The organism is Streptomyces sp. NPDC044002 (genome assembly GCF_056434525.1).
In genome coordinates, this window is record NZ_JBWKEZ010000035.1 from 1 (window position 1) to 25,998 (window position 25,998).

At 74.6% G+C, this 25,998-nt stretch carries 22 protein-coding genes; 8 read left to right on the plus strand and 14 right to left on the minus strand.

Annotated features, from left to right (window positions below; translation table 11 throughout):
- Positions 1–158: 158 nt before the first annotated feature.
- Positions 159–755, minus strand: a complete 597-nt coding sequence (locus AC07A6_RS24350) for a cysteine hydrolase family protein (RefSeq protein WP_478778491.1) — start codon at positions 753–755, stop codon at positions 159–161.
- Between the two features lie 113 nt (positions 756–868).
- On the opposite strand from AC07A6_RS24350, the gene AC07A6_RS24355 reads away from it, so the two are divergent.
- Complete coding sequence (locus AC07A6_RS24355) at positions 869–1,855, plus strand: GlxA family transcriptional regulator (protein WP_362474563.1); 987 nt, start codon at positions 869–871, stop codon at positions 1,853–1,855.
- A complete protein-coding gene (locus AC07A6_RS24360) occupies positions 1,852–4,668 on the plus strand; it encodes a SpoIIE family protein phosphatase (RefSeq protein ID WP_386273004.1) in 2,817 nt (938 codons plus the stop codon). The genes AC07A6_RS24355 and AC07A6_RS24360 overlap by 4 nt, the downstream gene beginning before the upstream one ends.
- Before the next feature lie 18 nt (positions 4,669–4,686).
- On the opposite strand, the gene AC07A6_RS24365 is transcribed toward AC07A6_RS24360, so the two are convergent.
- From AC07A6_RS24365 to AC07A6_RS24395, 7 genes are all read right to left on the minus strand, one after another.
- Positions 4,687–6,774: a SpoIIE family protein phosphatase gene (locus AC07A6_RS24365; RefSeq protein ID WP_478778492.1), complete on the minus strand. Its 2,088-nt coding sequence runs from the start codon at positions 6,772–6,774 to the stop codon at positions 4,687–4,689.
- A gap of 164 nt (positions 6,775–6,938) precedes the next feature.
- A complete protein-coding gene (locus AC07A6_RS24370; protein WP_362471200.1) occupies positions 6,939–7,418 on the minus strand; it encodes a DUF3574 domain-containing protein in 480 nt (159 codons plus the stop codon).
- A 137-nt stretch (positions 7,419–7,555) separates the two neighbouring features.
- On the minus strand, positions 7,556–8,476 hold the full coding sequence (locus tag AC07A6_RS24375; RefSeq protein WP_478778493.1) for a DNA-binding protein: 921 nt from the start codon (positions 8,474–8,476) through the stop codon (positions 7,556–7,558).
- A complete protein-coding gene (locus AC07A6_RS24380; protein ID WP_478778494.1) occupies positions 8,473–9,690 on the minus strand; it encodes an MAB_1171c family putative transporter in 1,218 nt (405 codons plus the stop codon). The genes AC07A6_RS24375 and AC07A6_RS24380 overlap by 4 nt, the downstream gene beginning before the upstream one ends.
- Positions 9,687–10,301: a hypothetical protein gene (locus AC07A6_RS24385; RefSeq protein WP_386273001.1), complete on the minus strand. Its 615-nt coding sequence runs from the start codon at positions 10,299–10,301 to the stop codon at positions 9,687–9,689. The genes AC07A6_RS24380 and AC07A6_RS24385 overlap by 4 nt, the downstream gene beginning before the upstream one ends.
- 464 nt (positions 10,302–10,765) lie before the next feature.
- A complete protein-coding gene (locus tag AC07A6_RS24390) occupies positions 10,766–11,953 on the minus strand; it encodes an amino acid aminotransferase (RefSeq protein ID WP_362471188.1) in 1,188 nt (395 codons plus the stop codon).
- Entirely contained in the window at positions 11,946–12,959 is a 1,014-nt protein-coding gene (locus AC07A6_RS24395) for a DMT family transporter (protein ID WP_478778495.1), read from the minus strand. Before AC07A6_RS24395 ends, AC07A6_RS24390 begins: the two co-directional genes overlap by 8 nt.
- Positions 12,960–13,137: 178 nt before the next feature.
- On the opposite strand from AC07A6_RS24395, the gene AC07A6_RS24400 reads away from it, so the two are divergent.
- A complete protein-coding gene (locus AC07A6_RS24400; RefSeq protein ID WP_362471182.1) occupies positions 13,138–13,620 on the plus strand; it encodes an Lrp/AsnC family transcriptional regulator in 483 nt (160 codons plus the stop codon).
- Here AC07A6_RS24400 and AC07A6_RS24405 read toward each other — a convergent pair.
- The 3 genes from AC07A6_RS24405 to AC07A6_RS24415 all read right to left on the minus strand — a co-directional run bounded on the left by AC07A6_RS24405 (position 13,617) and on the right by AC07A6_RS24415 (position 16,492).
- Positions 13,617–14,129, minus strand: a complete 513-nt coding sequence (locus AC07A6_RS24405) for an O-acetyl-ADP-ribose deacetylase (protein ID WP_478778496.1) — start codon at positions 14,127–14,129, stop codon at positions 13,617–13,619. The genes AC07A6_RS24400 and AC07A6_RS24405 overlap by 4 nt on opposite strands.
- Positions 14,129–15,547, minus strand: coding sequence for a phytoene desaturase family protein (locus AC07A6_RS24410; RefSeq protein WP_478778497.1), 1,419 nt, complete (start codon positions 15,545–15,547; stop codon positions 14,129–14,131). Before AC07A6_RS24410 ends, AC07A6_RS24405 begins: the two co-directional genes overlap by 1 nt.
- A 120-nt stretch (positions 15,548–15,667) precedes the next feature.
- Positions 15,668–16,492, minus strand: a complete 825-nt coding sequence (locus AC07A6_RS24415) for an inositol monophosphatase family protein (RefSeq protein ID WP_386272996.1) — start codon at positions 16,490–16,492, stop codon at positions 15,668–15,670.
- Between the two features lie 151 nt (positions 16,493–16,643).
- Here AC07A6_RS24415 and AC07A6_RS24420 point away from each other — a divergent pair, with 151 nt between their 5' ends.
- The gene (locus AC07A6_RS24420; protein ID WP_478778498.1) at positions 16,644–17,693 is read left to right on the plus strand and encodes a S1C family serine protease; all 1,050 of its coding nucleotides are present in this window, start codon (positions 16,644–16,646) and stop codon (positions 17,691–17,693) included.
- A gap of 79 nt (positions 17,694–17,772) precedes the next feature.
- Here AC07A6_RS24420 and AC07A6_RS24425 read toward each other — a convergent pair whose 3' ends face one another.
- Both AC07A6_RS24425 and AC07A6_RS24430 read right to left on the minus strand, forming a co-directional pair.
- Positions 17,773–18,411, minus strand: a complete 639-nt coding sequence (locus tag AC07A6_RS24425) for a TetR family transcriptional regulator (RefSeq protein WP_478778499.1) — start codon at positions 18,409–18,411, stop codon at positions 17,773–17,775.
- Complete coding sequence (locus AC07A6_RS24430) at positions 18,408–19,508, minus strand: saccharopine dehydrogenase (protein WP_478778500.1); 1,101 nt, start codon at positions 19,506–19,508, stop codon at positions 18,408–18,410. Before AC07A6_RS24430 ends, AC07A6_RS24425 begins: the two co-directional genes overlap by 4 nt.
- 174 nt (positions 19,509–19,682) lie before the next feature.
- Here AC07A6_RS24430 and AC07A6_RS24435 point away from each other — a divergent pair, with 174 nt between their 5' ends.
- Positions 19,683–20,729: a M4 family metallopeptidase gene (locus AC07A6_RS24435; protein ID WP_478778501.1), complete on the plus strand. Its 1,047-nt coding sequence runs from the start codon at positions 19,683–19,685 to the stop codon at positions 20,727–20,729.
- Positions 20,730–20,933: 204 nt separating this feature from the next.
- Positions 20,934–22,508 carry a M4 family metallopeptidase gene (locus tag AC07A6_RS24440; RefSeq protein ID WP_478778536.1) on the plus strand — a complete coding sequence of 525 codons (1,575 nt, stop codon included), beginning with the start codon at positions 20,934–20,936 and terminating at the stop codon, positions 22,506–22,508.
- Here AC07A6_RS24440 and AC07A6_RS24445 read toward each other — a convergent pair.
- Positions 22,501–23,961 (minus strand): glycosyltransferase, encoded by a 1,461-nt coding sequence (locus tag AC07A6_RS24445; RefSeq protein WP_478778502.1) that lies wholly within the window; start codon positions 23,959–23,961, stop codon positions 22,501–22,503. The genes AC07A6_RS24440 and AC07A6_RS24445 overlap by 8 nt on opposite strands.
- Before the next feature lie 260 nt (positions 23,962–24,221).
- Here AC07A6_RS24445 and AC07A6_RS24450 point away from each other — a divergent pair, with 260 nt between their 5' ends.
- On the plus strand, positions 24,222–24,590 hold the full coding sequence (locus tag AC07A6_RS24450) for an SAV_915 family protein (protein ID WP_362471154.1): 369 nt from the start codon (positions 24,222–24,224) through the stop codon (positions 24,588–24,590).
- Between the two features lie 14 nt (positions 24,591–24,604).
- Entirely contained in the window at positions 24,605–25,939 is a 1,335-nt protein-coding gene (lysA, locus tag AC07A6_RS24455; protein WP_478778503.1) for a diaminopimelate decarboxylase, read from the plus strand.
- Positions 25,940–25,998: the final 59 nt, after the last annotated feature.

The window sequence follows — 25,998 nt, forward strand, 5'->3', positions numbered from 1 at the left end:
CTGACCCCGTTCGCCTCAAACGCCGGCGAGGCTATCCATAGCCTCGCCGGCGTTTGAGGCGCGGGGGTCTGGGGGCGGAGCCCCCTGGGGGCACCTCCCAGCGGTAGCTGGGGGAGGAACGGGCGAAGGGCGGGTAGGGGACCTCGCCCGCGCAGCGGTCAGGCCGGGGCGGCGGCGGTGAGCAGTTCGGCCGTGGTCACGACGCGGGCGAAGCCGCCGCCCTGGAGGTTGACCGCGGTGGCGGCGGCCAGTTCGGCGGCGGTGAGGGACAGGCCGTCCGGGCCGGCGAGGTCGAAGGTGTGGGTGGCGTCCAGCGGGACCAGGACCTCGTAGCCGAGGTTGCCCGCCATCCGGGCGGTGGTCTCGACGCACATGTTGGTCTGGATCCCGGTCACGACCAGCTGGCGGACTCCGCCCGCCTTGAGCCACCCGTCCAGGTCCGGGGTGCCGTAGAAGGACGAGTTGACGGTCTTGGTGACGAGCAGGGCCTCCTGGCCGCGGCGGTCCTCGACGAAGTCCTTGAAGGCGTGTCCGGGGTGGTCCGGGGCCAGCACCGAGCCGGGACGCAGCGAGGCGTGCCGCACCAGCACCACCGGGCGGCCGGCCTCCTGCCAGGCGTCCATGAGGGCGGCGATGTTCCCCTCGGCGTCCGGGTTGTCGCGCTTCCCCCAGAAGGAGGCGTCGTCGAAGCCCTTCTGGACGTCGATCACGAGCAGGGCGCTGTCGGCGGCGATCTCGATCGCGTTCTCTGTCATGGCTCCATCGTGTCCGCACGGCCCCACCCGCCCCAGGGGCCCCGGGGCCGCGAACCGATGGGATCCTGCCAGTCTGGCAGTAGTACCCTTCCGGGCTCTGGCACAGTGGCCCCATGCAGCGCGTCGCCATCGTCGCCCAGCCCGGGATCCGCAGCTTCGACCTCGCGGTCATCACCGAGGTCTGGGGCCCCGACCGCAGCCGCACCGGCGTGCCCGCCTTCGAGCTGCGCCGCTGCGCCCTGGACGACGGGCCCATCTCCCTGCCGGGCGGGCTGACCCTGATGCCCGACCGGGGCCTGGACTGGCTCGGGCAGGCCGATCTGATCGTCGTACCGGCACTGTCCGAACCGGCCGACCCGACGCCCGAGCCCGTCCTCGCCGCCCTGCGCGCCGCGCACGCCCGCGGGGTACCGGTGGCCGCGCTCTGCGCCGGGGCGTTCGTCCTGGCCGAGGCCGGGCTGCTGGACGGCCGCCGGGCGGTGACGCACTGGTGGCTGGCCCCGCAGCTGGCGGCCCGCTACCCGGCGGTGCTGGTCGAGGAGGCCCCGCTCTTCGTGGAGGACGACGGCCTGTGGACCTCGGCCGGGGTGGCCTCCGGGATCGACCTGTGCCTGCACCTGGTCCGCGAGGCCCACGGCGCGGAGGCCGCCGCCGCCATCGCCCGCTCGATGGTGACCGGCCCCTTCCGCACCGGGGACCACGCCCAGTACCTGGACCGGCCCACCCCGGCGGCGGACCGCACGGCCGAGGCGCTGGCCGCCGTACGGCAGCAGGCGCTGCGGCGGCTGCACGAGCCGCTGGACGTGGCGACCCTGGCCCGCTGGGCGGGCATGTCCCCGCGCTCCTTCGCCCGGCACTTCACCGCGGCCACCGGCACCACGCCGCACAAATGGCTGCTGAGCCGCCGTCTGGACGAGGCCCGCAAGCTCCTGGAGCGCACCGACCATCCGGTGCCGGAGGTGGCCCGGCGCGCCGGGTTCGCCAGCGAGGTCACCTTCCGCCAGCACTTCGGCGCATCCTTCGGGCTGAGCCCCCGCGCGTACCGGGCGGCCGCGGCCACCGCTCCCGCGGGCGGCGACAGTGTTAGAAATGGCTCATGACCGGACGTTCGGGTCGGGACAGGGAGACGCGGCCCACGAGCCTGCCCGCGCGCCTGTGGCGGGGCCGGAACAGCATCGCCGGCCAGGTGTTCTCCGTCACCGCCGTTATCGTCCTGGTGCTGATCACCACGGCCGCGCTGGCCCTGGTGCTGCAGGGCCGCTACGACATCGAGCAGAACGCCCGGGACCGCTCGCTGGCCACCGCCGAGGCCTTCGCCCACGCACCCGGCCTGCCCGCTGCCCTGAAGTCCGCCGACCCGACGGCCGAGCTCCAGCCGCTGGCCGAGGGCGCCCGCCGCGCCTCGGGGGTGGACTTCGTCGCCGTCATGACCACCGACGGGATCCGCTACACCGACTCCAGACCCGAGCTGATCGGGCAGCGCGCCACCGGGAACCTGGCCCGCGCGGCGGCCGGGCAGTCCTTCACCGAGGTGTTCAGGGGCGACCCCAGTGACGCCGTCCGCGCCGTGGTCCCCGTACGGGACGCGCGGGGCACCGTCGTGGGCCTGGTCTCCACCGGCATCGAGGTGGAGAACGTGGGCAACGCCGTGGAGGGCCAGCTGCCGCTGCTGCTCGGCGCGGCGGCGGGCGCCCTGCTGCTGGGCACCGGCGGCGCCGCCCTGGTCAGCCGCCGGCTGCGGCGCCAGACCCGGGGGCTGGGCGCCGTGGAGATGGCCCGGATGAACGAGCACCACGAGGCGGTGCTGCACGCCGTGCGCGAGGGCGTGCTGATCGTCGGGGCCGACCACCGGCTGCTGCTCGCCAACGACGAGGCGCGGCGGCTGCTGGACCTGCCGCCCGACGCCGAACAGCGGTACGTCGGCGACCTCGGCCTGGACCCGCGCACCACCGAGCTGCTGCTGTCGGGGCGGGTCGCGACGGACGAGGTCCACCTGGCGGGGGACCGGCTGCTCGCCGTCAACGTACGGCCCACGGAGCCGTTCGCCGGGCGGCCGTCGGGCAGTGTCACCACCCTGCGCGACACGACCGAGCTCGCGGCGCTGTCCGGGCGCGCCGAGGTGGCCCGGGAACGGCTCCAGATGCTCTACGAGGCGGGCGTGCGGATCGGCACCACGCTGGACGTGGTGCGGACGGCGGAGGAGCTGTCGGAGGTGGCCGTGCCGCGCTTCGCGGACTTCGTCACCGTCGAGCTGCTGGAGCCCGTGCTGCGCGGGGACGAGCCCTCGCCCGCCGCGGGGGTGCACACCCGGATGCGCCGGGCTGCGATGAGCGGGACGCGCTCCGACCAGCCGCTCCAGCCGGTCGGGGACGTGATCCGCTTCGACGTGCCGACGGCTCCGATGGCCACGGCGCTGGCCGCGGGGCACGCGGTGCTGGCCGCCGACCTGCACGCGGCGATGGGCTGGCGGGCACAGGACGAGCCGGGGACGAAGCAGGCCCTGGACTACGGGTTGCACTCGCTGATCTCCGTACCGCTCCAGGCCCGGGGCGTGGTGCTGGGCATGGCCAACTTCTGGCGGGCGGCGGACACTCCCGAGGCCTTCGACGAGGAGGACCTGTCCTTCGCGGAGGAGCTGGGGGCGCGGGCGGCGGTGTCCGTCGACAACGCCCGCCGCTTCACCCGCGAGCACGCCACCGCCGTGGCCCTCCAGCGGAGCCTGCTGCCCCGGGTGCTGCCGGAGCTGAGCGCGGTGGACACGGCGTTCCGCTACCTGCCGGCGACGGCGGGGGTGGGCGGGGACTGGTTCGACGTGATCCCGCTGCCGGGGACCCGGGTGGCGCTGGTGGTGGGCGACGTGGTGGGGCACGGGGTGCACGCGGCGGCGACGATGGGCCGGCTGCGGACGGCGGTGCACAACTTCTCCACCCTGGACATGCCGCCGGACGAGCTGCTGGGCCACCTGGACGAGCTCACCGACCGGATCGACCAGCTGGAGGACGTCGGCCGGCTGGAGGACGGGGAGTCCGGCGCGGGCGCCGAGGGCCCGGGCCTGGCCGGGGAGGCGGAGGAGCCGCCGGCCGGGATCACGGGCGCCACCTGCCTGTACGCCGTCTACGACCCGGTGTCCGGGCACTGCACGATGGCCAGCGCCGGGCACCCCGGGCCCGCCCTGGTGCACCCGGACGGGCGGGTGGAGTTCCCCGAGCTGCCCACCGGGCTGCCGCTGGGGGTGGGCGGGATGCCCTTCGAGACGGCGCGGCTGGCGCTGCCCGAGGGGAGCCGGCTGGTGCTGTTCACGGACGGGCTGCTGGAGGACCGCGACCGGGACTTCGACAGCGGGCTCGCGCTGCTGAGCGAGACGCTGTCGCGGCCGGGCCGCAGCCCCGAGCAGGCCTGTTCGGACGTGCTGTCGGCGATGCTGTTCCCGGTGCCGAGCGACGACATCGCGCTGCTGGTGGCGGACACCCGGCGGCTGGAGCCGGACCGGATCGCGGAGTGGGAGGTGCCCGACGATCCGGCGGCCGTCTCCCGGGTGCGGCGGGAGGCCGCCGCGCAGCTGCGGGACTGGGGGCTGGAGGAAGCTTCCTTCACGGCGGAGCTGATCCTCAGCGAGCTGATCACCAACGCCATCCGGTACGGGAACGAGCCGATCCGGGTCCGGCTGCTCCGTGACCGGGCGCTGATCTGCGAGGTCGCCGACGGCAGCAGCACCTCCCCGCACCTGCGGTACGCGGCGACGACGGACGAAGGGGGCCGGGGCCTGTTCCTCGTGGCCCAGTACGCGGAGCGGTGGGGCACCCGCTACACGGAGCGCGGCAAGGTCATCTGGGCGGAGCTGTCGCCGTCGGGCGGCGAGGCGCAGGTGCCGCTGGAGATGGACCTGGACGCGCTGGAGGACCTGGCCTGGTGAGGGCCGCCCGGCGCGTCCTCACGGGGTGCGGGCGGTGCGGGTGGTGCGGGTGGTGCGGGCCAGCAGGACGGCCACGTCGTCCTGCGGGGCGTCGGGCAGCAGCCGGGCCAGGACGTCGTCGCACAGCTCGTCCAGCGGCCGGTCCGCCCGGCGCAGGGTCCGGGCGAGGCGGTCCATGCCCTCGTCGAGGTCCCGGTGGCGGCACTCGATCAGCCCGTCGGTGTAGAGGGCGAGCAGGGTTCCGGGCGGCAGCGGGACCTCCTCGGTGCGGAACTCCCGCCCGCCGGTGCCCAGCGGGGGGCCGGGCGGCCCCTGGAGGAAGGCGACCCGTCCGTCGGGGGTGGCCACGGCGGGCGGCGGGTGCCCGGCGCGGGCGACGACGCAGCCGCCCGCCGCCGGGTCGTGGACGGCGTAGACGCAGGTGGCCATCTCGTCTTCGCCGAGGTCGGCCACGACGGCGTCGAGGGAGCGGAGCATCCGGGCGGGCGGTACGTCGTGGCGGGCGAGGGTGCGCACTGCTGTGCGGAGCTGGCCCATGACGGCGGCGGCGTGGATGCCGTGGCCCATGACGTCGCCGATGACGAGGCCGGTGCGGCCGCGGGGCAGCTGGATGACGTCGTACCAGTCGCCGCCGACGTCGTGCTCGCTGGCGGGGAGGTAGCGGCCGGTGAGTTCCAGGCCGGGCACCTCGGGGAGGGCGCTGTTGGTGAGGCTGCGCTGGAGGGTGAGGGCGGCCTGGCGCTGGCTGGTGTACATGCGGGCGTTGTCGATGTTGAGGGCGGCCCGGGCGACGAGTTCGTCGATGAGGACGCAGTCCTGCGCGTCGAAGGGCTCCCGGGAGCGCAGCCGGGTCACGGCGACGGCTCCGAGGACCTTGCCGCGGGCGACCAGGGGCACCATGCGGGCCGATCCGAGGGTGGCGAGGTAGTCGCGCAGGGCGTCCGCGCGGGGGTCGGTGATCAGTGCGGGGATGTCGGAGACGTACAGGTTCATGGGCACGCCCTCGGCGATGACGCGCTCGTAGACGGTCCCGGCGGGGATCTGGAAGGTCTGGCCCGGTGCGAGGCGGGAGGTGGGGGCGGTGGGGTCGGGGAAGGTGGCGGCGAGCCTGCGCAGCACCCCGTGGGTGGAGGCGGCGGCGACGGCGCTCTCGTCGGGGTCCAGGACGGCTTCGAGGAGCTGTACGTCGGCGGAGTCGGCGAGCTGCGGGACCAGCAGGTCGGCGATCTCCTGGGCGGTGCGGACCAGGTCGAGGGTGGTCCCGATGCGGGTGCCGGCCTCGGCGAGCAGGGCGAAGCGGGACCGGGCCCGTTCGGCCTCCAGGAGGGCCCGCTGGCCCTCGGTGATGTCGATGAGGGAGGCGATCAGGCCGAGGGGGCGGCCGCTGCCGTCGAGCAGGGGGGCGTAGGAGCAGGACCAGGTGCGGTCGTGGTCGGGGTCGGCGGGGGTGCGGCCGGTGCGGCGGACGTCGACGACGGCGGTGCCCCGTTCGAGCACCTGGCGCATCGTGTCCTCCAGGGCGGTGGCGTTGACTCCGGGGACGACCTCGCTGAGGCGCCGGCCGAGGTGTTCGGCGGCGGGGACGCCGTTCATCCGGGCGAGGGCGTCGTTGACGCGCAGGAAGCGCAGGTCGGGGCCGAGGGTGGCGAGGCCGATCGGGGACTGGGTGAAGAGGCTCTGGAGGGCGGCGAGGGAGTCCCGCATGCGCAGGACCTCGGAGGTCTCGACGGCGATGAGCATGGCGCCGGTGCGGCCCTGGGGGTCGGCGGCGGGGACGATCCACATCTCCATGGCCACCCGGTGTCCGTCGCGGTGGCGCACGGGCAGGGTGCCGACGACGGTCTCGCCGGCCTGGACCCGGCGGGTCAGGTCGTCGGCGAGCTCGCGGTTGGCCTCGGGGACGAGCACGGCGGTGCCGGGGCGGCCGAGGATGTCCTCGGGGCGGTGGCCCAGCAGGTCCTGGGCGGCCAGGGACCACTCCACGACGCGGCCGTCCGCGTCCTCCCGCCACAGGGCGATCGGGAGCAGTTCGCGCAGGACGCCCGCGTACCCGACCGCCGCCGCCGGCGGGTCGGGCACCTTGCTCGTCGACTGGTACGTGTCCAATGCACCGACCTCACCCCGAGGGGGCCTGATTCGTACCGATTCACCCTATCCGAGCCCCCGGCGCGGGGCGCTCCGCGCGGCCCCGGCGGCGGGAAAGGGCTCCGGTCCCGGCGGCGGGCGGGGAAGGGCCCCGGTCCGGGCGCGCCGGACCGGGGCCCCGCCGGTCAGAAGTCGACCTGGGAGCGGACGTCCTCCCGGCCGACCGATTCGAGCTCCCACATGGTGCAGTAGAGGCGGCGGATGTACTCGATGTCCGCGTTCCGGGCGCGGGCCTCGCGCACCGGGTACATGACGGTCAGCTCGTACGATCTCTCCCGGTTGATGTCGCCGTCCTTGTCACGCCACTGGCCGCGGCCCTCCTGGAGGGTCAGCCCGGAGGGGAAGCGCGGGGTGACCACGTCGGCGATGAACTTGTCGAACTCCTCCTCCGTGATCGGCGGCTTCCCGTCGTGCCGGCCGGTGCCGAAGTAGAGGTGGGTCGAGATGTACGGGCTGCCCGTCTGGGCGGCGTCCGCCTCTGCCGAAGCCGCCGAGACGGTGCCGGCACTCAGGGAGGCCTGCGGGGCCGGCCCGCCGAAGGCGAGGAGGAGCGCCGCCGCCGCCAGCAGGCCGGCGGCGGGTGCGGAGATCCTTATGCTGCGCATGCAGTCGTCCAATCGGTCCGTGTGTCGTGCGTGGTCCGCGGACCGGCGGGTGCGCGGGGCCGCCCTGGGGGCGGGCCCGGTGCCGGTCCGGGAGGTCTGGGGGTGTACTCGCGGGTGTCTCGCGGGTGTCTCGTGGATCAGGCGGGCAGCGATTCCCGCAGGAAGGCCGCCGCGTCCCGCAGCGCGGCCGGGGCGGCCGGGGCCCGGAGCAGGGCCGCCGCCGTCCGGCGCAGGGACTCGGTGGTGCGCACCGAGCCGATCGCCGCGGCGCCCGGGGCGACCCGCGCGATCAGCTCCTCCGCCTCGCGCCAGGCCCCGGCCCCGGCCAGGGCCGAGAGCAGCTCCGCGGTGAACAGGTGCCGGTAGGAGGGGCCCGGGGCGGTGGCCGCCCGGTGCAGCAGCGGGACGGCCCGGTCCCAGCGGCGCAGCCGGGCCTGGACCCAGCCCTCGTGGCCCAGCAGTTCGGCCTCGTCGATCCACCAGGCCCAGTGCGGGTCCCGGCGGGAGACCCCGTCGAGGAAGCGGCTGCGGGCCCGGGAGATCAGCTCCAGCGGCTCCGTGCGGGCGCCGAGCAGGGCCGTCGCGTGGGCCCGCCGGATCAGTACGAGGCCGGCGACGCGGGCGGGGAGCGGCCGGGGCCCGTCCACCCGGGCGGCGGCCGCCAGGGCGGCGCGGGGCCGCCCGGTGTGGGTGGTGAGCATGCTGTGGTTCAGCAGGGTCAGCCGGGCCGTCCAGCGGTCGCCGCAGAGGTCCGCCAGGGCCAGCGCCCGCGCGTTCATGCGGCGGGCCCCCCGGTAGCGGCCGGCGTCGAAGAGGATCCAGCCGATGACCTCGCTCAGCTCGGCGAGGGCCGCGAGCCGGTCCGGGCCGTACGCGTGCAGGGTCCGGGGGTCGGCCGCCAGTTCCGGGATCCGGCGCACGGCCTCGCGTACCGCGGGAACGGCGGCCGTCGCGCCCTGGCGGGCGTCCAGGGCCAGCAGGCGGCCGGTGGTGCGCACGGCGAGCCGGAGCGCCGCGTCGTGCTCCTCGGCACCGCCGGGCGGGGCGGCCGCCGTCATGACAGCAGGCCGGCGTCGAGGGCGCGGGCCCGGCGCTGGCCGAGGTCGTCGAAGGAGGAGGCCACCTTGCTCAGCCAGTCCACCTCGTCGCGGAAGTCCTCGTAGGGGGGCCGCGCGGGGATGTCGCAGGCTTCGGCCCGCTCGGCCCGCTCCGCCCGCTCGTGCGGCGGGCGGCTGAGCACGGCGCGCACCTGGAGCGCCTCGCCCAGCGGCGAGGTGGGGTCCTCCGGGAGCTCCAGGGAGCGGGCGACCCGGACGAAGTCCTCCAGGGACAGGGAGGTGCGCAGGATCAGCTGGCCGTCGCGTATCTCGATGACGCGCCGGTAGAGGCGGTAGTGCGGGTCCCGGGGCGGCACCAGGTCGCGCAGCCAGGAGCGGGGCGGGTCCAGGGCGATGTCCGGGGAGGCCTCGTACAGGGCCCACCACAGGGGCCTCAGCCGGCGGTAGGAGCGGTAGCTGCGGGCCCAGCCGCGGGCCCGGGTGATGCGGATGCCCCAGGAGGGGATGGTCCAGCCGGCGATCTGGAGGAGGGCGCCGACGCTGCCGCAGGTCCACTGGACCGGGTCGAGGGCGGCCGCGTCGTAGTCCAGGCGGGTCCCGGCGATCTGGATGCTCCGGGTGACGCAGTAGACGAGGATCATGCTGGCGCCGACGGTGACGGTGCGCATGCCGACCTTGAGCCACTGCCGGTTGGCCATCGTGGTGAAGCGCAGCGAGAGGCGGACCGTCTCGAACTGGCCGATGGCGCAGATCAGCAGGTAGAAGGACATGTAGAGGGCGTAGCTGCCGTGCTTGATGCTGAGCAGGATCGTGGAGGTGGCCGTCTCCGAGTGCGCCACGGGGCCGACGGCGAAGGACGCGACGACCAGCACGGCGAGGGCCGCGGCGAAGAACAGGACGCGGCGGCGCGCCATGCGCCGGGCCTCGGCGGGCGGCGAGGACCAGTAGACGAGGACGACCTGCTGGGCGGCGGTCAGCACGACCACGGCGGCCTGGGTGATCAGCGAGGTGATGTTCGGCAGGCCGAAGAAGGCGGAGATGTGCAGCCGGAGCTGGTCCAGGTCGACCAGGAAGCTGATCCCGGAGCAGAGGAAGTAGGTGCACAGCGCCCACAGGGCGATGTCGTTCCTGCGGCGCAGCACGTCGGGCAGGCGGTACGCGAAGGCCGCGAGGCCCACGAAGGCGCAGACCCACGCGAGGACGGTGTAGATCACGCGGGCCCCTGCTCGGGTCTGCCGAGCCCGCTCTCGATGCGGGCCACGATCTCGGCGGCCTCCTCGGGCACGCCCCAGGCCCGCTCGGTCCAGCGCTTGGTGGCTCGGGCCAGGATCAGCGAGGCCATGGTCTCGGCCTCCTGCTCCTCGTCGTCGCTGTAGCGGGAGCGCATGAGGACGCCGCGCACCGCCTCGGGGTCGACGTCCGAGAACAGCGCGCCCGGATCGCCCGTACCGGCCGCCGGGACGGGCCCGGCGCCGAGCTGGTCCAGTTGCACGGAACCGTCGTGGTCGAAGGCTATGTGGGCGAGCTCGTGGGCGATGATGTGTTCCTTGTGCGACGCCGAAGCGGCCTTCTCGAAGGCGATGATGTCGAAGTCATCGGTTTTCAGCCATATGCCGAAGAGATGGCGTTCGGGGAAGGCCGTCGGAATCAAATGGATGGGCCGCCCGCGCTGCTCGCTGAGATATGCGTGGAGTTCGTCGATGCCGCAGCCGTGCTCCATGCCCCACTGGGCGAGCAGGCCCTCGCAGGTGTGGCGGACCTTCTTGAGACGGCGCCTGAGCCGCCTGTCCTCCGACGCCGGTAACGCGGAGCCAGGTAACTTCATCCCTCAGTCCTCCGGGGAACCCAGCGGTCGGACAATGCGGCCATGATGCCACACCCCCAACTCGGCCCTGCTCAAGGCCAGTTCTATCCGGCCATTCACTTCCGGATTCCGGCTCCCGTTTTCCCTTGACTATGGGATGACGGGGAGGAAAATCGGTAATACACCGGAATACCGGAAAGAGCCGCACCCGCCCCTGGAGACGTCCCCGGGCCCGCGTGACCCTTGTCCAGGCTCTGGCCAGGCCCCCGGCCGTTCTCGCGGACCACGGGAGCCATCGGCGACGGCGGATGGCTCATGGCACCGGCGGGACAGCCGGGGACTGTCACGTCCGGGGAGCCCGCGGAGCGGGCCGCGTTCCCTCACTTCCGCGCTCCCGCGCTCCGCGCGCCCCCGGCGCCGCGCCGCCCCGCCCCGCGGCCCTGCCGCGGTCCGCCTCGCCCGGCGGTCCCGGTCCCTCCCGGCCGTCAGCGGCCCGCGAGCACTCCCGCGATGCCCTGCGCGAGGCAGGGGATCCGGTCGGCGGAGATGCCCGCGATGTTGATGCGCCCGGCGGTGGTCCCGTAGATCGCGTACTCCCGGCGCAGCCGGAGCATCTCCTGCGCCGTCAGGGGCAGCATCGAGAACATGCCGCGCTGCCGCGCGAGCGAGCGGGCCTGCGCCTGCCACCCCATGGCGGTCAGGCGTGCGGCCAGATCCGTCCGGTTCGCCTCGATGCGGGACCGCATCGCGTCCAGCTCCGCGCGCCACAGGTCCCGCAGCACCACGTCCTCCAGGACGGTGGTGACGACGGCGGCGCCGTGCTCGGGCGGCATGGAGTACAGGGTCCGGGCGGCGTTCTGCAGGGCCGTCTCGGCGTGCCGCACCGCCCGCGCCGACGCGCCGAGGACGATGGCGCAGCCGGTGCGGTCGCTGTAGAGGCCGAAGTTCTTGGAGCAGCTCACGGCGATGAGCATCTCCGGGACCCGCTCGGCCAGCAGGCGCGTGGCCGCCAGGTCGGCCTCCAGCCCGTCGCCGAGCCCGTGGTAGGCGAGGTCGACGAACGGGACCCAGCCGTCCCGGGCCGCCAGCTCCGCGAGCGCGGCCCAGTCCTCGGGCGCCGGGTCGGCGCCGGTCGGGTTGTGGCAGCACCCCTGGAGCAGGACGACGTCGTCGCGGCGCGCCCCGGCCAGGTCGCGCAGGACTCCGGCGGCGTCGAACCCGCCCTCGGCGTCGCACCAGCCGAAGGTGCGGACCTCCAGGCCGGCGGCCTCCAGGATGGGGCGGTGGTTGACGTAGGCGGGGTCGCTGATCCACACCGTGGTGCCGGGGCGGGTCCGGCAGATCAGGTCGGCGAGCAGGCGCAGCGCGCCGGAGCCGGCGACGGTCTGTACGGCCGCGGCCCGGTCGGAGGGCCCCTGCGGGCCGAGCACCAGGTCCAGCAGGGCGCGGTTGAAGGCGGCGTTGCCGGAGAGCCCGCGGTACTCCTTGGACTCGGAGCGCTCGGCGAGGCGTATCTCGGCCTCGCGGACGGCGGCCATCACCGGGGTGCGGCCGCTCTGGTCGCGGTAGACGCCGAGGACCAGGTTGAGCCGCTCGGCCCGCTCGTCGGAGCCGAACTCGTACGTCAGGTCCCACAGCGGGTCGGTGGGCGGCGGGGGAAGGAGCTCAAGCATCTGCGGGGACCTCGGTGCGGGGGGCGGGACGGGCGGGGGCGGGACGGGCGGGGGTGCGGCGGCGGTTGGCGAGGACGACTCCGGCGGTGATCAGCGGTACGCCGATCAGCACGGCCGGGGTCGGGGACTCGCCGAGGACGGGGACGGCGAGGAGGACGACGGCGACGGGGCTGAGGCTGCCGACGACGGAGCTGCGCTCGGCGCCGAGGCTGCGGATGGCGTAGGCGTAGAGCAGGCCGGCGCACAGCCCGACGCCGAGGCCCTGCACCACGAGGAACGTGGCGATGTCGCCGCCGGTGGCGTGGGCGAGGCCCGTCGGGAGGGCGCCGGTCAGGACCAGCAGCCCGATCACGGCGAAGGAGGGCAGGCACAGCAGCCCGATCGACCCGACGGGGTCGAGGTCGACGTCCTTCAGCCCGACCGTGTACAGGGCCCACAGCCCGCTGGCCACCAGGAGGGTGCCGGCACCCTCCAGGACGTCGGCGTCGACGGGGACGACGTACCGCCAGACGAGGGCGGCCACCCCGGCCGCGATCAGCGCGAGGCCGGCGACCTGCGTGCCCTTCGGCAGTCCGTGGCCGCGGGCGGCCATCAGCGCGGCGACGAAGAGGGGGACCATGCCGGGGACGATCGAGCCGACGAAGGCCGCCGAGGTCAGGGATCCGCCGTGCATGGCGGCGAGGAAGAACGGCACCCCCGCCCCGCAGACGATCTTGATCGCGGCGCCCGGCTTCACGGCGGCGATGCGGCGCCTGCGCCGCCACAGGGCCGGCAGCAGGACGAGCAGCGGGACGCCGAAGCGCAGCAGGGCCGCGTCGGCGGGCATCAGGGTCGAGGCGCTCAGGCCCCGGGCGCTGAGGGCGAAGGCCGCCCAGATCGCCACGGTCACCAGCAGCGCGGCCATGCCGCGGGCCTGCGGTGACGGTCCGCGCCGGACGGGGTTTCCGGCCGGCGGGACCGCCGTGTCGTGAGGCGCGGCCGCGCCGGTGGTGTTGGTCGCGACCAAGGGATCTGCTCCAGCCTGTGAGAGCGGGCCGGTCCGGCCCGTTCGCGGGCAACGTTAGGGCTTTTGCCGGGGCAGCCGATTGCCAGTTCTGCCGCTCGGACATACGTTTGAGGCAGGATCTGCCAAGAAACGGCGGAGAAGCCCCCCGGAACCCCCGGGAAAGCCCTCGGGAGCAGTCGTGGACGCGGTCGACCTGCAGATCATCCGGGAGTTGCAGGCCGACGGCCGGCTCTCCAACCAGGACCTGGCGGACCGGGTCCGCCTCTCCCCCTCCCCGTGCCTGCGCCGGGTCCGCCGGCTGGAGGAGGCGGGGCTGATCCGCGGCTACACGGCCGTGGTGGACCAGGTGTCCTTCGGGCTCCCGATCACCGTCTTCGTACGCATCCGGCTGGAACGGCACACGGCGGAGGCGGTCGCCCTCTTCGAGGAGCACGTCGCGGTGATCGAGCACATCCAGGACTGCTACCTGATGGCGGGCAGCAGCGACTACCTGCTCCGGGTGGTCATCGAGGACCTGGAGGCGTACGAGTCCCTCGTGCGCCACCGCATCCACGCCATCCCCGGCATCGCGTCGATCGAGTCGAGCTTCGCGTACGGCAGCGTGAAGCGGTCCCTCACCTATCCGCGCCCCACCCCGGGGGGCGGGGCGCGGACGGCCTAGCCGGCGAGGGCGGCCTCGAAAACGGCGTAGGCGGCTGTGTCGAAGAGGACGAAGCGGACCTCCTCCACCGAGGTGCGGGCGGCCCGGACGGTTTCGATCGCGATGCGGGCGCCGTCGTCCATCGGCCAGCCGTAGATGCCGGTGGAGATCGCCGGGAAGGCGACCGTGCGCGCGCCCAGCCCGTCGGCCACGCGCAGGGACTCGCGGTAGCAGGAGGCGAGGAGGTGCGAGCGGTCCTCCTCGCGCGACCAGACGGGGCCGACGGTGTGGATGACGTGCCCGGCGGCCAGCCGGCCGGCCGTGGTGGCGACCGCCTGGCCGGTCGGGAGGCCCTTGCCGTAGTGGGAGCGGCGCAGGTCCTCGCAGGCGGCGAGGATCTCGGGGCCGCCGCGGCGGTGGATGGCGCCGTCCACTCCCCCGCCGCCGAGCAGGGAGGAGTTGGCGGCGTTGACGATCGCGTCGGCCTTCTCCGCCGTGATGTCGCCCTGGACGAGGGTGATGCGCACCATCAGTTCGCCTTTCGCAGGTGGCGCCAGACCGCCTTGGCCGCGTTGTGGCCGGACATGCCGTGGACGCCCGGGCCCGGCGGGGTCGCCGAGGAGCAGAGGAACACCGCGGGGTGGGCGGTGGTGTACGGGGACAGGGTGAGTTTGGGCCGCAGCAGGAGCTGGAGGCCGGAGGCGGCGCCGCAGGCGATGTCCCCGCCGACGTAGTTGGGGTTGCGGGCGGCGAGCTGCGGCGGGCCGGCCGTGGCGCGGGCCAGGACCAGGTCCCGGAAGCCGGGGGCGAAGCGCTCCAGCTGCCGTTCGACGGCGTCGGTGAGGTCGCCGTCCCAGCCCGCGGGGACGTGCCCGTACGCCCAGAACACGTGCTTGCCCTCGGGTGCCCGGCCGGGGTCGACCAGGCTGGGCTGGGCGGTGATCAGGAACGGGTTGCGGGGGGTGCGGCCGCTGGTCGCCAGCTGGAGGGCGGCGTCGATGTCCCGGCTGCCGGGGCCGATCTGGACGGTGCCGGCCCGGCGGGGGGCCTCGGCGGTCCAGGGGACGGGGCCGTCCAGGGCGTAGTCCAGCTTGAAGGCGGCGGCACCGTACCGGTAGCCGTCGTAGGCGCGGCCGAGGCGGGCGATCCGGGCCAGTGCGGTCGGCGAGGTGTCGAAGACGTACGCGCGGGCCGGGGGCAGGTCGTCGAGCCGCTTGACCTCGAAGCCGGTGTGGACGGTGCCGCCGAGGTCGGCCAGGTAGCCGGCGAGGGCGTCGGAGACGGACTGCGAGCCGCCGCGCGGCATGGGCCAGCCGCCGGCGTGCGCGGCGAGGGCGAAGACCAGTCCGACGGCGCCGGTGGCGATGCCGTTCAGCGGGGCGATGACGTGCGCGACGAGCCCGGCGAACAGGGCGCGGGCGCGGTCGTCGCGGAAGCGGCGCAGCAGCCAGGTGGAGGGCGGCAGTCCGGTGAGGCCGAAGCGGGCCAGGGTGAGGGGGTCGCGGGGCAGGGCGGTACTGGGCAGGGACATGAAGTCCCGGGCGAGGGTGTCCCATTTGCCGAGGTACGGCTCCACCAGCCGCCGGTACGCGCCCGCGTCGCGGGGCCCGAGGGAGGCCGCCGTTTCCGCCACGGAACGGGAGAGCACGGCGGCCGTCCCGTCGTCGAAGGGGTGCGCCATGGGCAGCGGGGCGTGCAGCCACTCCAGGCCGTACCGCTTCAGCGGCATCGTCTTGAACACCGGTGAGCCGGCGCCGAGCGGGTGCACCGCGGAGCAGGGGTCGTGGCGGAAGCCGGGGAGGGTCAGCTCCTCGGTGCGGGCGCCGCCGCCGATCGCCTCGGCGGCCTCGAAGACGGCCACCGAGTGCCCCCGGCGGGCCAGTTCGACCGCGGCCGTCAGGCCGTTGGGCCCCGCCCCCACCACGACTGCGTCGAGAATCGACGGCACTGACAACAGCTCCTTCGTCCGGCGACGGCCACTGGCCCCCAGCCTAGGGGGTGTCCGCAAACCGGCGCCTGCCCCGCGACGCCCGGCACGCGCTCTCGCCGCACCGGCCCTCTGCCGCGGTCACGCGCCCCGGAGCAGGTCGCGGATGCGGATCGCGGTGGCCTCGTCGCGGCCGACGGCGAACGGGAGGGCGTTGTCCCGGTCCACGCGGAAGGGGACGCCCTCGACGGTGCTCTGCGCGCCGCCCGCCTCGGCGACCAGCAGCAGTCCGGCCGCGTGGTCCCAGGCGGAGGGCCACGTGAAGGCCAGCGCGTCCATCTCCCCGCGCGCCACCTTCAGGTACTCCAGGCCCGCCGAGCCGCACGGCCGGGCCGCGACGCCGGGCACGTCGAGCCGGGCGAGGCTGCGCCGGTCCTCCTCGGAGGTGTACAGCGGATGGGCGGTCGCCACGCGCAGCTCGGCGCCGGGCTCGGGCGAACCGCTGTGGATGCGGCGGCCGTTGACGTACGCGCCCTGCCCGCGCACGGCGGTGGACATCTCCTCCAGGACCGGGGCGAAGGTCCAGGAGGCGAGGATCTCGCCGCGCTGGGCGAGCGCGACCAGGGTGCAGAAGCCGGGTTCGCCCTTGACGAACTGCCGGGTGCCGTCGACCGGGTCGACGATCCAGACGGGGGCGTCGGCGCGCAGCGCCGCGTAGACGTTGGGGTCGGCGTGCACGGACTCCTCGCCGACCACGGCGGAGCCCGGCAGCAGCCGGGTCAGGGAGGCGGTGAGGTGTTCCTCGGCCTTCCGGTCGGCGACGGTCACGAGGTCGTGCGGGCCGCTCTTCTGGTCCACCTCGTGCTCGGCGAGCTGCCGGAACCGCGGCATGATCTCGACCGCCGCGGCCTTGCGGACGGCTTCTTCCACCTCGGGCAGGCCATGGGCCAGGAACTCATCGATCATGCCCCCATCACATCACGGCGGGCCGCCGATCCCCACCGGCGGGCGGGCGCGCGGCCGGCAGGACACCTCCCCGCTGCGGGGCTAGCCTGGAAGGGGGTCGTCCGTGCGGGAGAAAGGCGGCGAACTCATGAGGGGACGCACCAGGGGTGCCGTGGCATTGGCCACGATGGTGGTGCTCACGGCCGGCAGCGGTGGGGTGGCGTTCGCCGGCGACCTGTCACCCAAGGACATCTACGAACGCGCCGCGCCGTCCACGGTGCACGTGATCGGGACCTACAACGCCGGCACCGGGGTCATCTACGACGCGGACAAGGGGCTCATCGTCACCAACGCGCACGTGGTGCAGGGCGAGCCCTCCCTGCGGGTCGCCGTCGAGGACCGGGCGCCCGTGGCCGCGCGCATGCTGGGGATCGACCCGTGCGAGGACCTCGCCGTACTGACCTTCTCGCATCCCCAACAGGGGCTGAAGGAGGCCAAGTTCGGCGACAGCAAGAAGGTCTCGTTCGCCGACAACGTCACCGCTCTCGGCTATCCCGACTCGATCGAGGCGCAGGGCGCGCAGAAGCCCGTGTTCACCACCGGCGCCGTGCAGAACCCGGACGTCAGGGACTCCGCCCCGGACGCCACCATGCCGCGCTATCCCTCGACCATCCAGCATTCGGCGACGATCAACCCGGGCAACTCCGGCGGACCGCTGCTCAACGGCAAGGCCGAGGTGATCGGGATCAACACGCTCTCCCTCCAAGGGGGAGGGATGCAGGGGCAGTTCTACGCCATCAGCAGTGACCACGTCCGGCCGCTGCTCGACCAGCTGGCCGCCGGCGACGTGAAGAACGACCCCGGCTGGCAGCTGGTGGACCTGAAGAACCCGGCACTGGCCGACTACTTCGCCGAGGAGGACGCCGCCAGGGTGGCGCAGACGCAGAAGGCGCTGAAGGACGTCGACGGCATGATGGTCGTGTACACCCTGACCAACTCCCCCGCCGCGAAGGCCAAGCTGGGCAGTGGTGACGTGATCACCGCCATGAAGGACACTCCCGTCACCTCGCTCGCGGAGGTCTGCGACGTCCTGCAGTCCGCCGCCCCCGGCGAGACGGTGCCCGTGGGCGGGGTCTACTCCCCCATCAACGCCGACGGCAAGGAGATGAAGTCCGGCGAGACCTGGACCACCGACCTCGTCATCGACAAGGGCAAGCAGTAGGCGGGGGACGGCGGCAGGCCCGGGCGGGCGGCAGAACGGGGCCTGCGGCAGGGGCCCGCGGCGGTCCGGCCCGGCCGGGTCATGCGAGCAGTTCCAGCAGGACCCGGCGCAGCCGGGCCTCGGCCGCCGGGCCCGGGGTGCCCGCGATGCCCGAGCGGAACAGGGCCGCGCCCTCCATCACCATCACGAAGACCTCGGCCCGCGACCGCGCGCCGGCTTCGGGCAGGCCGGGGCGGAGCCGGAGGATGAGGCCGGCGACGTGGTCCGTGTACCGGTCGTAGAAGGCGCGGACGGCCGCGGCGGCCGCCGGGTCGTGCGCGGCCATCGCCCAGACCTCGGTGAACAGCCGTACCAGGGACAGGTCTTCGTGTTCCGCGAGGACGCTGTCCAGGGCCGCGTCCAAGCCGCCGGCCGCGGGTCCCGGGCGGGCCGCGGGTCCCGGGCGGGCCGCGGGCCCCGGACCGGCCGCGGGTCCCGGGCCGCCCGTGAGGCCCGCGACGCGCTCCAGGGAGGCGGTGAGGATCCGGTCGAGCAGGGCCGCCACGAGGTCGGAGCGGGCCGGGAAGTAGTACTGGAGGTGGCCCAGGCGCACCCCGGCGGCGTCGGCGACCGCGCGCATGGTGAGTTCGGCGCCGCCGGCGGAACCGAGGATCCGTTCGGCGGCGTCCAGCAGTGCGGTGCGGCGGAGTTCCCCCTTGGGGGTCGGTCCGGCGCTCACGCGGCGTCCGCCGCGGGGCCGGAGCCGGCGGCGGGGTCCGCCGCGAGGTCGACGCGTACGCCGTGGGCGGCGAGGAGCGCGACCGCCGCGCCGGGGTCGGGGTGCTGTTCGGGGAAGACCACGCCCTCGGGGGCGGGGGCCCCGTCGGTGCCGAGCACCCGGTGCAGCCCGAGGAGCGCTCCGGCCGCCGTCAGGTGGCCCTGGCCGAGCGGGTCGGTGACGGTCGCGGACCGGCTCCGGCCTCCGTGCTCCACGTCGACCCGCAGGACGGCGGTGCCGCCCTCGCCCGGCGAGTGCAGCAGCGCGCGGCGTGCGGGGGCCCAGCGTTCGCCGCCCGCCCAGCGGAAGAAGCCCGTTCCGCGCAGGGCGAGGAGGGCGCGGGTGGCGGCGGCGGAGCTGAAGCCGATCCGGGTGGCGGCGGTGGCGGTGGCGAGGGTGAGGGGCAGCGTGTACTGCTCGGGGGTGTCGATGCGGGCGACCCGCAGGGGCGCCCCGGCGACGTGCACCGTACGGGCGTCCGTGAGCGGTGTGGCGAGCCGGCGGCGGCCGCCGTCGACCACCTCGAAGCCGATGCCGAGGCGGTCCATGAACTCCACGGAGTCGGCGCCGGCCCGGTCGGCCATGTCCCAGCGCACGGCGATCTCGACGCGCTCGGCGCCGCCCAGGTCTTCGGCCAGCCGTGCGGCGACGAGGCTGCTGACGCCGCCCATCCAGGCGGAGGACAGCAGGACGGGGGCGGTGGGGCGGAGCAGCGCGGCCACGGTGACGGCCCGCTGGAGCCGGGCCGTCCACCGGGTGATGTCGACGTAGGGCACGCCGCCCGTGACGGCGGCGCGCAGCACCCGGTCGTCGGGGTCGTTGACGGCGCCGATCACGGCCCGGACCGCGGCCCGGAAGGGGGTGGGGTCCCCGAGGTCCCAGGCCCGCGCCTCGCCCCCGAGTTCGTCCGCGAGTGCGCGGCCCCGCTCGGGGGTGCGCCCGGTCAGCAGGACCGGATGGCCGGCGGCCGCCATCCGGGCGATCTCGGCGCCGACGGTGCCGTATCCGCCGGTGATCAGGACGGGGCCGGCCGGATCGTGAAGCAGTTCGTCGCTCATGGAGCAGATTATAGGTCGACTGACCTAGAAATTGGAACGCCTCGCGCTTCGACAGGTGCTCCCGAGGCCTGGTCAAAGCCACTGCGGGTGGGCAAAGATCGCGTCCGCACCACGCGGACGCACCACGCGGCCGCGTTTTCTCCCGTACTCCGCGTCCCCCACAGGAGGATGTCCATGTCCCGCACACCCCGCGGACTGATCGCGACGGCCACCGCCGCCGTGGCACTGTTCGGCCTCGCCGCCCCCGCCTCGGCCACCGCGCCCCGGCCGGCGGGCGGCGCCCTCCCCCAGGGCCGCGTCTTCATGGTCAACCCGGTGCAGTCCTCCGGCGACCAGACGCTCACCGACGCCAAGGACTCCGCCGCGGCGATACCCGCCTCGGCCTACGCCACCGCGGCGTTGCGCAACCTCGACTCCAGTGGGGGCCTTTCGGGCAGATGGGCGTCCGTGCGGTCGGAGACCGGGGCGCCGGCGTCGGTCGCGGACGCCGCCCGCTACGACCGCTCCGACGAGCAGTTCGAGCAGGTCATGGCGTACTTCTGGGTCAACGAGGCGCAGGAGTACCTCCAGGGCCTCGGCTTCGGCAGCGAGCTGCCGGGCGCCAACGACCGCGTCCAGCCGGTCCGCATCAACCAGTGGGGTGCCGACAACTCCTTCTTCACCGACAAGAAGGCCGAGATCCGCTTCGGCAAGGGCGGTGTCGACGACGCCGAGGACGCCGAGGTCATCGTCCACGAGTACGGGCACGCCGTGCACAACGCGCAGGTGCCCGGCTTCGGCAGCTCCCCGGAGGCCGGGGCGATCGGCGAGGCCTTCGGCGACTACCTGGCGGTGGAGGTCGGCGACCACGCCGCCGCGGCGTACGGCTGGCCCCTGGCGGCGGACCGGGCGTGCGTCGCCGACTGGGACTCGGTCCCGTACAGCCCGGCCCCGCACTGCCTGCGCCGCATCGACGGGACGAAGGTCTACGAGGACCGGGTCGGCGAGGTCCACGCCGACGGCGAGATCTGGTCGCGCGCCCTCTTCGACATCCGCGGCGCCCTCGGCGCCAGGACCGCCGACCGCATCATCGTGAACGCCCAGTTCCGCTTCGCCCCGGACACCGGCTTCCGCGAGGCGGCGCTGGCCACGATCGCCACCGCGCGGAGCATGTACGGCCAGAGCGCCGCGGACGCCGTCACGGCCGCGTTCAAGTCCCGCCGGATTCCCGGGATCCAGTAGGCCCGGCCCGATCCGGCCACCGGCGCCCGCCCGTTCCCGGGCGGGCGCCGGAATGCGCCGGTTTGGTCCGGTCAGCGGACAGTGAACTCCGCTCTTCGGATAACAGCAGGTCAAATAATTGTTGCGTACCTGTCATTGATGGTCCGCTCTCTGGCAATCTCCCCGGCGTCCCCCACGACACCAGGAGAGCGAGTGACCCACCCCATGTCCTCCACCCCCACCTCCCGCAACCGCGCCCGGATGCTGCGCACCGCCGCCGTGGTCGCCTCCGCGGCCATGGTCGCCATCGCCGCCCAGAGCGGCGCCGCCAGCGCCGCGGCCGAACGCGAGGCCGGCGCCACCGCCCTGACGCTGTCCTCCGCCTCCCGCGCGCAGGCGATATCCGCCGCCCAGGGCGAGGCGGCCGGCACCGCGCGCGCCATCGGCCTGTCCGAGGAGGAGCGCCTCGTCGCACGCGACGTGGTCAAGGACGCCGACGGCACCGTGCACACCCGCTACGAGCGCACCTACGCCGGACTCCCCGTCCTCGGCGGCGACCTGATCGTCCACCAGAAGAAGGACGGCAGCCGCAAGACCACCAAGGGCACCGAGGCAAAGATCGCCCCGACCGCCGCCCGCGGCCTGAAGCCCGCCCCGGCCGGCGCCCGTCAGGTCGTGTGGGCCGCCGCCGGCACCCCGGTCTTCGCCTACGAGGCCGTCGTCACCGGCACCCAGCCCGACGGCACCCCCAGCGAGCGCCACGTCATCACCGACGCCGCGACGGGCGCCGAGCTCTACGCGTACGAGGCCATCGACACCGGTACCGGCACCAGCGGTTACTCCGGCACCGTCCCCCTCACCACCACGCAGAGCGGGTCCGTGTACAGCCTGACCGACGCGGCGCGCGGCGGCCACAAGACGTACGACCTGAACGGCGCCACCTCCACCTCGACCGGCACCCTCTTCACCGACGCCGACGACGCCTGGGGCGACGGCACCCCGTCCAACCGCCAGACCGCCGCCGTCGACGCCCACTACGGCGCCGCCGTCACCTGGGACTTCTACAAGAGCGAGTTCGGCCGCAACGGCATCGCCGGCGACGGCAAGGCCGCGTACTCCCGGGTCCACTACGGCAACGCCTACGTCAACGCGTTCTGGTCCGACAGCTGCTTCTGCATGACCTACGGGGACGGCGCGAACAACCAGAAGCCGCTCACCTCCCTGGACGTCGCCGGCCACGAGATGAGCCACGGCCTGACCGCCGCCACCGCCAAGCTGAACTACAGCCGCGAGTCGGGCGGCCTCAACGAGGCCACCAGCGACATCCTCGGCACCTCCGTGGAGTTCTTCGCCAACAACCCCGCCGACCCCGGCGACTACCTCATCGGCGAGAAGATCGACATCCGCGGCAACGGCACCCCGCTGCGCTACATGGACAAGCCGAGCAAGGACGGCGCCTCCGCCGACTACTGGTCGAAGAACGTGGGCCGGCTCGACGTCCACAACTCCTCCGGCGTCGCCAACCACTTCTTCTACCTGCTCTCCGAGGGCAGCGGCGCCAAGACCGTCAACGGGGTGTCCTACGACTCCCCGACCTACGACGGCTCCACCGTCACCGGGATCGGCCGCACCAAGGCGTACAAGATCTGGTACAAGGCGCTCTCCACCTACATGACCTCGACGACCAACTACGCCGGTGCGCGCACCGCCACCCTGAAGGCGACGGCCGACCTCTACGGTGCCTCCGGCACCGAGTACCAGCAGGTGGCTGCCGCCTGGAAGGCCGTCAACGTCAACTGACCCCCGTCCCGTGCGGTGTCTTCTCCCAGCTGAACCGGGAGAAGACCAGCTGGTGCACCGCCCGCCAGGCCGCGAACCACCACAGCACCGAGGACAGCGGCGTGAGGAGCGCGTGCCACGGAGCCCCGAGGCCCGCGCGCCTGGCCGCGGTGAAGGTGATGGCGGTCCAGGCGAGGGCCGCCACGGCCTGCGCCGCCACGGACGGCAGCAGCAGGCCGGCTCCGGCGGACGACCAGGACAGGCCGCAGAGACCGATCAGGGTCAAGGCGGCCAGCAGCGGCTGGACGAACGAGGTCACCGCGGCGCCCGCGACGACGCCGAGCAGGGTGACCAGGCCCCGGACGCCGAACCGGCGCACGGTCCGCAGGGGGCGGCGGGTGTGCACGACCGTCGTCAGCAGGAACCCCTTGAACCACCGGGTGCGCTGGCGGACGTAGGGGCGGACGGCACCGAGGGCCTCCTCCCAGGTGACCGACCCGATGGTCTCGGTGCGGTGGCCCATGGCGGCGCAGCGCATGCCGAGGTCGGCGTCCTCGGTGACGTTCCAGGCGTCCCAGCCGCCGACGGCGCGCAGGGTGGCGGTGCGGAAGTGGTTGCTGGTCCCGCCGAGCGGGACCGGCATCCCCAGCCGTACCAGGCCGGGCAGCGCCAGTGTGAAGCGCAGGGCGTACTCCATGGCGAACTGCCTGGTCAGCCAGTTCACCGCGGCGTTGTGGAAGAGCAGTTGGGCCTGTACGCAGGCCAGCTCGCCGCCGCGCGCGGCGAACCGGGCCGCGACGCGGCGCAGCTGTCCGGGGTCGGGCCGGTCCTCGGCGTCGAAGACCACCAGGAGTTCGCCGCGGGCCAGCAGCAGGCCCAGGTTCACCGAGCGGGGCTTGGTCTGCGGCGGGCCCGGCGGAAGGCGGACGAGGCGGACGAAGGGCGGCGGGTCGGCGGCCAGTACGGCCCGGGCGGTGGCGGGGTCGTGGCGTTCCACCAGGACCAGTACCTCCAGCCGGTCCGGCGGGTAGTCCAGGGCGGCCAGGTGCCGGACCAGGCCGCCGATCACCCCGGCCTCCCGGTAGGCGGGGACGAGCACCGTGTAGAACGGCAGTTCCGCGTCCGGCAGCGGCACGTCGCCCGCCCCCGCGAGGGGGCCGCCGCCGCCCAGGCCGGCCAGCATGACCACCGCGTGCAGCAGGCTGTACGCCGTCACCACCGCGCTGAGCAGCGCGAGTACGGCCATGGGCGCGGCCGCCAGCCCGGCCAGGGCAGCGGCGGTGACGACGGCCAGGGCCGCGAGCTGCCAGCGGGCGAACCCGGACTTCGCCGCGAACTCCGGGTGCGTGCGGCCGAACGCTTCGGCCATGAGGCCGGCCACCGCCTCCGCGCGTTCCTCCAGGATCCGGTCCTGTTCCTGCGCTCCGGCCCGTGCCAGTTCCCCGGCCACGTCCGTGCCGACGGTCTCCGCCATGCCGCCCCTCCCCGAGTCCGCCTCCGCATGCCGGTTCGATGATCGTCCGTGCCGGCCCGGGGCGGAGGGCCGGGGTGCCGGGTCTCCGGTCGTCAGCGCCGCGTATGGACCGGGCCGGTCGCCGTCAGGGTCCCGTCAGGGGCGGGTCCCCCGGGCTCCGGTGCGGGGATGGTTCTCGTGTGCCGCCCCGGACGCCTCCCCGCGCCCGGGGCGCCGACCGCCGTCCGCGGTTCCCGTCCACGGTTCTTGAGGAGAGCCCCATGTGCCTGTTCCAGTACGACGACGACCCCGAGCCCGAGGAACGCGTCCCGGCCGGACTCCTCTGCGTCCCCGTCCGGCCGGGAACGGCCCAGGTGGTGGTGCGCATGTTCCGGACCCCGCTGGGTGCGCGCACCGCGGTCGGGTTCACCGGCCCGGAGCTGCTGGCCGCCACGCTCGGCGCGGACCAGCCGTGGATCCGGCTCTCCCGGCCCGCGCTCAGGGCGCTGGCCGAGCCGCTCGGGGTGGGGCTGCTGACCGTCGATCCGACGCTGACCGCTCCCGCGGTCTCCGGCCCGGTCACGGACGGCTCCCCCGGCGCCCGGACCGCGCCGGCCGCGCCGCGCGCCTCCTCGGCCACGGCCGCCTGAGCGGGGGCGGGACGATGACCACACCGGTCATGGCGGCGCACGCGTCCGGAACGGACGGCCTCGGCGTCTGGCCCGCGTCCACCGGCCGGCTGCCGCACGGCGGTCTGACGGTCGCCGGGGTGGAGCTCGCCGAGGTGGCGGAGCGGTTCGGGACCCCGGTGTACGTCCTGGACGAGGGGGAGGTGCGCAGGCGCTGCCGGACGTACCGGGAGGCGTTCCCCGGGGCCGAGGTCTTCTACGCGGCCAAGGCGTTCCTCTCCCGCGCGATGGTGCGCTGGGTCCACGAGGAGGGGCTGGGCCTGGACGTCTGCTCGGCGGGAGAGCTGGAACTGGCCGTCACGGCGGGGTTCCCGCCCGAGCGGATCGTGCTGCACGGCAACGCGAAGTCGCCGCGCGACCTCGGCACGGCACTGCGCCTGGGGGTCGGGCGGATCGTGATCGACAGCCCGTCGGAGATCGCCCGCATCGCCGCCGCCGTCGGGCCGGGCGGCCGCCAGAAGGTGATGGTGCGGGTGGTCCCGGGCGTCTCGGCCGGCGGCCACGACAAGATCCGGACGGGCACGGACGGGCAGAAGTTCGGGCTGTCCGCCACGGACGGGTCCGCGGCGCGCGCCGTGTCCCGCGTCCTGGCCCAGCCGCAGCTGGAACTCACCGGGCTGCACTGCCACATCGGCTCCCAGATCACCGAGGCGGAGCCCTACCTCACGGCGCTGCGGCGGATGGTCGCCCTGATGGCCGAAGTCCGCGACGCGCACGGGACGGTGCTGCCCGAGCTCGACCTGGGCGGCGGCCACGGCATCGCCTACCGGCCGGGCGAACCCGCCCTCGACGTGACCGCGCTCGCCCGGATGCTGCGGGACGGCCTGGCCGAGGGCTGCGCCGCCGCCGGGATGCCCGTGCCGCGGCTGGCGGTCGAACCGGGCCGGGCCGTCGTCGGGCCGGCCGGAGTGGCCCTGTACCGGGTGCTGGCCGTGAAGCACACCGGGGACACGCTGTTCGTCGCCGTCGACGGGGGCATGAGCGACAACCCCCGGCCCGCCCTGTACGGGGTCCGGTACGCACCCCGGCTGATCGGGCGGGCCTCGGCGGCCGCCCCCCGTACGGCCACGGTCGTCGGCCGGCACTGCGAGGCCGGTGACGTGCTCGCGGCCGGGGTGGAACTGCCCGGCGACGTCCGGCCCGGCGACCTGGTCGCCGTACCGGTGGCGGGCGCGTACCACCTCTCCATGGCGTCCGGCTACAACATGGTGGGCCGGCCGCCCGTGGTCGCCGTGCACGAGGGCACCGCCCGGCTCCTGGTCCGCCGCGAGACCTTCGAGGACCTGCGCCGCCGGGACGTCGGCGAGTAGCGCCGCCGGGGAGGGGCCGTCCGGCCGGCACCCCGCGGGAGCGGGGTGCCGGCCGGATT

Bases quoted from the DNA above. Each gene is read 5' to 3' on its own strand.
- AC07A6_RS24390 (WP_362471188.1), bottom strand. From the start codon at position 11,953: ATGCTTGAGCTCCTTCCCCCGCCGCCCACCGACCCGCTGTGGGACCTG.
- AC07A6_RS24445 (WP_478778502.1), bottom strand. From the start codon at position 23,961: ATGGCGGAGACCGTCGGCACGGACGTGGCCGGGGAACTGGCACGGGCC.
- AC07A6_RS24405 (WP_478778496.1), bottom strand. From the start codon at position 14,129: ATGGTGCGCATCACCCTCGTCCAGGGCGACATCACGGCGGAGAAGGCC.
- lysA (WP_478778503.1), top strand. From the start codon at position 24,605: ATGACCACACCGGTCATGGCGGCGCACGCGTCCGGAACGGACGGCCTC.
- AC07A6_RS24350 (WP_478778491.1), bottom strand. From the start codon at position 755: ATGACAGAGAACGCGATCGAGATCGCCGCCGACAGCGCCCTGCTCGTG.
- AC07A6_RS24415 (WP_386272996.1), bottom strand. From the start codon at position 16,492: ATGATCGATGAGTTCCTGGCCCATGGCCTGCCCGAGGTGGAAGAAGCC.
- AC07A6_RS24360 (WP_386273004.1), top strand. From the start codon at position 1,852: ATGACCGGACGTTCGGGTCGGGACAGGGAGACGCGGCCCACGAGCCTG.
- AC07A6_RS24440 (WP_478778536.1), top strand. From the start codon at position 20,934: ATGTCCTCCACCCCCACCTCCCGCAACCGCGCCCGGATGCTGCGCACC.
- AC07A6_RS24355 (WP_362474563.1), top strand. From the start codon at position 869: ATGCAGCGCGTCGCCATCGTCGCCCAGCCCGGGATCCGCAGCTTCGAC.
- AC07A6_RS24430 (WP_478778500.1), bottom strand. From the start codon at position 19,508: ATGAGCGACGAACTGCTTCACGATCCGGCCGGCCCCGTCCTGATCACC.
- AC07A6_RS24450 (WP_362471154.1), top strand. From the start codon at position 24,222: ATGTGCCTGTTCCAGTACGACGACGACCCCGAGCCCGAGGAACGCGTC.
- AC07A6_RS24385 (WP_386273001.1), bottom strand. From the start codon at position 10,301: ATGAAGTTACCTGGCTCCGCGTTACCGGCGTCGGAGGACAGGCGGCTC.
- AC07A6_RS24375 (WP_478778493.1), bottom strand. From the start codon at position 8,476: ATGACGGCGGCCGCCCCGCCCGGCGGTGCCGAGGAGCACGACGCGGCG.
- AC07A6_RS24435 (WP_478778501.1), top strand. From the start codon at position 19,683: ATGTCCCGCACACCCCGCGGACTGATCGCGACGGCCACCGCCGCCGTG.
- AC07A6_RS24370 (WP_362471200.1), bottom strand. From the start codon at position 7,418: ATGCGCAGCATAAGGATCTCCGCACCCGCCGCCGGCCTGCTGGCGGCG.